A 4,818-nucleotide genomic window follows, 5' to 3' on the forward strand; every position below is an offset into this window, starting at 1 on the left:
GAGTTACAAGAGGTTGAAAGACATATACAAGCTTGCATACGAAAAGTAGAGTATTTAAATGCACTTCTTACTGGACAAACAAAGCTAGATGATAAAATTATTATTATGTAAAAAAAAAGAACGTGAAGCTATCACGTTCTTTTTCATTATACGTTCATTTTCCCCTTCAGCTGTAATCCTGTAACAGATTCTAATACATCCATCGCTTCTTCAAACGTCATATCAAAAATTGTCTTCTCTTCTATATAGGGAAACTGTCTAAAGCGCTTTTCTAACATTTTCACTGCATCCGATGTGAAGTTTGCGCTATCAATGCCAAATTCTGTTTCAAGAAGCACAATCCAATCTAATACATGAAAACCTAATCCATTTACGAATGAAATAAGTTTTTCTTCTGGCTGTGGAGATAAGAATACGTTTCGCTCCAGCTCACTGAAAAGTTCTTCTCCTAAAATTCCTGCTAACTCATCATCATGTTCGCGTTCAATAATCTCTTCATAACCGTAATCATCAACAAGCTCTTCTACTTCTTCACTATCCGCAAAAAGCAATTGACTAAGAATTGCATCTTTCTTAAATTCACTGTTTTGTACAACCTCTAAAAAACTTGTTTCCCATCCATTTTCTAATTTCATATTTATAACTCCTTTATATGCTTTACTTATAATAACTGTGCCCAAAATAGCCTAATGGTAACCTTCACTCTTTTTTTGCAARAAATATTTCTCGCTGCATTCCCACGTCTAACATTCCACTTTATTCAATATATATGAGACAAGCCCCTCAATTTCTCCTTCGAAAATATCAACTTCTCGTAAATGGTAGAATGTCGTTTGCAACTCATTGCCCTTGTGATATATATAAATTTTCTTTTCTAAAGCAATTGCCATCCCTAATTCTGTATGACTTCCATTCCCACCCTCTAGTATGAGTAAGAAAACATCAGCTTCTCGTATCGCTTCTTGTTCTTCTTCACCAATCTTTTGCAATTGTTCTCTATTGGTTGCTCTTTCATTTTTCGTCCAATCATATGTATGCTGCCATCCCACTTCTTTCAACTGGCTTGATACGAAACGAACAAGATGTTTATTTTGAAATCCTGAAGCAATATAAAATTTCATTTATATTCACTCCTTAAATATGTATGGGGAAACTCCTTTTTTAGCGTTAATGGGATTTTTTCAAAAAAAATCCCCATCCTTAGAACTTATTTGCGTTTCAATGATGGGGTGCCTCATGATCTTCTTTTATTTTTTGTTTTTTATAACTTTCATCAGCTAACATTTCTAGTTCAGCTGTTATTTCTGATTTTTCAAGCTCTCGTTCTTGTGAAAATTTCCGTGAAATATAAACAATAACACTACCAACGTACAACACAAAGCATATAATAAGTGCAGTATTTTCATAGAGACTTAGCTCCAACACAGTCACTCCTAATCCATTCGTATTTTCACGCTTAATCAATTGGAATTTCCCTATTAACCATTTGTTATCCCGCATTAACGGGCAGTAAGACCCCCACCTCAAAATTCAGCAAAAGCAAAGAAGTTAGATGTGGGATTAACTGCCCGTAAAAGCCCGATTGGTGAAGGCTAATAATCAGTGGGGATGCCCCCCCCCACTGATTAAAGTTTCACTTTATTGTAACATAAATATATCAATTCTTGGAATCTTTCATCCTACTAAAAAAGACATGATTGTTTAATCATGCCTCTGAAATATGTTGAATGATAGTTTTAATCGCTTCTTTTCCATTATATTTTTTTAATGCTGTTTTATACGTCTCATTATTATGAGATAGCTCTTCTATATGCTTTATAAGCGCAGTCACCGTTACATCCTCTTCATATAATACCGATGCATACCCTTGTCTTTTAAAGGATTCAGCATTTAAAATTTGATCTCCACGGCTTGCAAATTTCGATAACGGAATTAAAACCATAGGCTTTTGCATTGTTAAAAATTCAAAAATCGCGTTGGATCCCGCACGTGAAATAACAAAATCTGTTGCTGCTAATATATCCGGCAACTCTTCATGTACATATTCAAATTGTCTATATCCTTCTTTATTTTGTAAGGATTCATCAAGATTTCCTTTTCCGCAAAGATGCACAATTTGATAATTTTTCAGAAGATCTGGAAGTGCCGATCGAACCGTTTCATTAATTTTCTTTGCGCCTAAACTTCCTCCCATAACAGTAATAACTGATTTCTTCCGGGAAAACCCTAGAAACTTTAAACCTTTTTCAAGATTTCCTCTTAGTACGTCTTCACGTACAGGCGATCCTGTATATATTACTTTTTCTTTCGGTAAATGTTTCGCTGCTTCTTCAAATGTAACAAATATTTTCGAGGCAAAACGGAGCGCAATTTTATTTGCTAGTCCAGGTGTCATATCAGATTCATGTAATAAAACTGGCACCCTATTTAGCCACCCTCCTATTACGACTGGTACGGATACGAAACCACCTTTTGAAAAAATAACATCCGGTTTTAGTTTACGAATTGTTACGTACGCATCCATAACACCCTTCATCACGAGAAAAGGATCTTTTATATTTTTCAAATCAAAATAACGACGTAGCTTCCCGCTTGCAATACTATGGTATGGGATTCCTTCTTTTTCTATAATCGTTTTCTCAATCCCTTGATGAGAACCAATATAAGAGATATCCCAGTTCTGCTTTTGTAAATGTGGAATAATTGCTAAATTAGGTGTTACATGCCCGGCCGAACCGCCACCTGTAAAGACTATTTTTTTCATACGTCTCCCCCTTCTACACTATAGTACACTAAAATACCTTGCCTCAGGGTGAGAAAATACCATAGCCGTTACGGACGCTTCTGGCTCCATCATAAATCCTTCTGTTAATGAAATACCTATTTCTTCTGGATGAATTAAGCGAAATAATTTTTCTTGATCAGCAAGTTCTGGGCATGCTGGATAACCAAATGATACGCGTATTCCTCTATATTTTGTACGGAATCTCTCTTCCATCGTCAGTTCAGGTGAATCTGGAATTCCCCAACGATCACGAATGAGCATATGTGTTTTTTCAGCAAGTCCTTCTGCTAATTCAAGTGCTAACGACTGAATCGCATGACTGCGTAAATAATCTCCCTTCGCCTTCCATTCCTCTGCAATATCTCGAACCCCTTCTCCAACGGTAACAGATAAGAAAGCGACATAATCCATCTCATCTCCAATCGGGCGTATATAATCTCCTAAAGTACGGTATGGTGCTTTCCCTTGTCTCGGAAATTCAAATCGCTCTATAATACGTGTGTGATCTTCCGGATCGTATATAATTATATTTTGTCCATCACTTTGCGCCGGGAAAAATTGATACACCGCTTTTGGGCGTAACCAAGATTGTCCTTCTTGTAATAATTCATCAATTAAATCATTTAGCTCATGTGCTCTTTTATCCCCTTCTTGCAAGAGTTTTTTTACGTTTCCTTTTAACCCAAGATGGTGTCCAATTAACATTTGTCTATTTAAAAACGGTGCAAGATGAAGGGCAGGAATATCCCGTAATACAACTCGTTTCGTCGAATCTGGTATCATAACAGTTGCTTTTGGCAACGGCTCAATAACTGCGGGAATTTCTATTTTTTTCTCCTCTTGTTTCACAATATGAAGATGGCGTTCCTTTTTATCTCGCTTCATCTTTTCACGTTCTTCTTCTTTTTGTAATTTGTTAATAATATCAAGACCTGTCATTGCATCACTTGCATAACATACGAGCCCTTTATAAGATGGAGAAATACGATTATCTGTAAATTTCCTCGTTAGTGCTGCACCACCTACAACAATTGGAATATCAATATTCGCTGCTTTTAAATCTTCAGCAGTCGTTACCATTTGTTGTGCGGATTTTACTAACAAACCAGAAAGGCCAATAATATCAGGTTTCTTTTCTTGTACTTCTTGAACAATTCGATCCGAACGAACATTAATTCCTAAATTAATAATTTCATATCCGTTATTTGATAAAATAATTTCAACAAGGTTTTTCCCAATATCATGTACGTCTCCTTTAACAGTCGCTAATAATACTTTCCCTTTTTTTGCACTCTCACTAGATTCCATATGTGGCTCTAAATAACTTACGGCAGCTTTCATACTTTCAGCACTTTGCAATACTTCGGCAACGATAAGCTCATTACCATTAAATAATCGCCCCACCTCATCCATTCCTGTCATAAGCGGCCCGTTAATAATATCCAGCGGTTTTCGTCCTTCTGTAAGCGCGAGACTTAGATCTTCTTGTAGTCCTTGCTTCGTACCTTCTACAATATAATTTGCCAGTCGTTCATCAAGTGTTAGCGTTTCTTGTATAACGACATCTTTCTTTTTGGCAACACGATAAAAGTTTGTAAATTTTTCTAACGTCTCTTTCGTCGTTTCAAATAATAATGCATCCGCAAGACGTTTTTCTTCCTCTGGAATTAACGCATAGCGTTCTAATTTTTCCGTATTAACAATCGCATAATCTAATCCTGCTTTCGTTGCATGATATAGAAAGACAGAGTTTAATACTTCACGTCCAGCTGGTGGTAAACCAAAAGATATATTACTCACACCTAGAATCGTTAAACATTCTGGTAACGCTTCTTTAATAAGACGAATTCCTTCTATAGTCGCTGCCGCTGAACCTATATATTCTTCATCACCTGTTCCTACAGGAAACACAAGCGCATCAAAAATAATATCAGATGGGCGTATACCATACTTTTTCGTTAGTAATTCATAGCTTCTTTTAGCAATCTCTATCTTTCTTTCTGCACTAACTGCCATACCATCTTCATCAATTG

At 36.2% G+C, this 4,818-nt stretch carries 5 protein-coding genes; all 5 read right to left on the reverse strand.

Features of this window, described 5'->3' with window-relative positions:
* Window positions 1-146: 146 nt before the first annotated feature.
* Window positions 147-635, reverse strand: a complete 489-nt coding sequence (locus AC1DJR_RS17440; protein WP_002015119.1) for a hypothetical protein — start codon at window positions 633-635, stop codon at window positions 147-149.
* Window positions 636-743: 108 nt separating this feature from the next.
* Window positions 744-1,121, reverse strand: coding sequence for a nucleoside 2-deoxyribosyltransferase (locus AC1DJR_RS17445; protein ID WP_002034029.1), 378 nt, complete (start codon window positions 1,119-1,121; stop codon window positions 744-746).
* 97 nt (window positions 1,122-1,218) lie between these two features.
* Window positions 1,219-1,461, reverse strand: a complete 243-nt coding sequence (locus tag AC1DJR_RS17450) for a DUF3966 domain-containing protein (RefSeq protein ID WP_085960924.1) — start codon at window positions 1,459-1,461, stop codon at window positions 1,219-1,221.
* A gap of 244 nt (window positions 1,462-1,705) precedes the next feature.
* A complete protein-coding gene (locus AC1DJR_RS17455; protein ID WP_262448886.1) occupies window positions 1,706-2,764 on the reverse strand; it encodes an undecaprenyldiphospho-muramoylpentapeptide beta-N-acetylglucosaminyltransferase in 1,059 nt (352 codons plus the stop codon).
* 18 nt (window positions 2,765-2,782) lie between these two features.
* Window positions 2,783-4,818: vitamin B12 dependent-methionine synthase activation domain-containing protein (locus AC1DJR_RS17460; RefSeq protein WP_477003123.1), on the reverse strand; the 2,036-nt coding region annotated here is incomplete at its 5' end.

It is taken from the genome of Bacillus sp. 05T31 (assembly GCF_056396725.1).

Coding starts and splice junctions, on each gene's coding strand:
- AC1DJR_RS17440 (WP_002015119.1), bottom strand. CDS start 635: ATGAAATTAGAAAATGGATGGGAAACAAGTTTTTTAGAGGTTGTACAA.
- AC1DJR_RS17445 (WP_002034029.1), bottom strand. CDS start 1,121: ATGAAATTTTATATTGCTTCAGGATTTCAAAATAAACATCTTGTTCGT.
- AC1DJR_RS17455 (WP_262448886.1), bottom strand. CDS start 2,764: ATGAAAAAAATAGTCTTTACAGGTGGCGGTTCGGCCGGGCATGTAACA.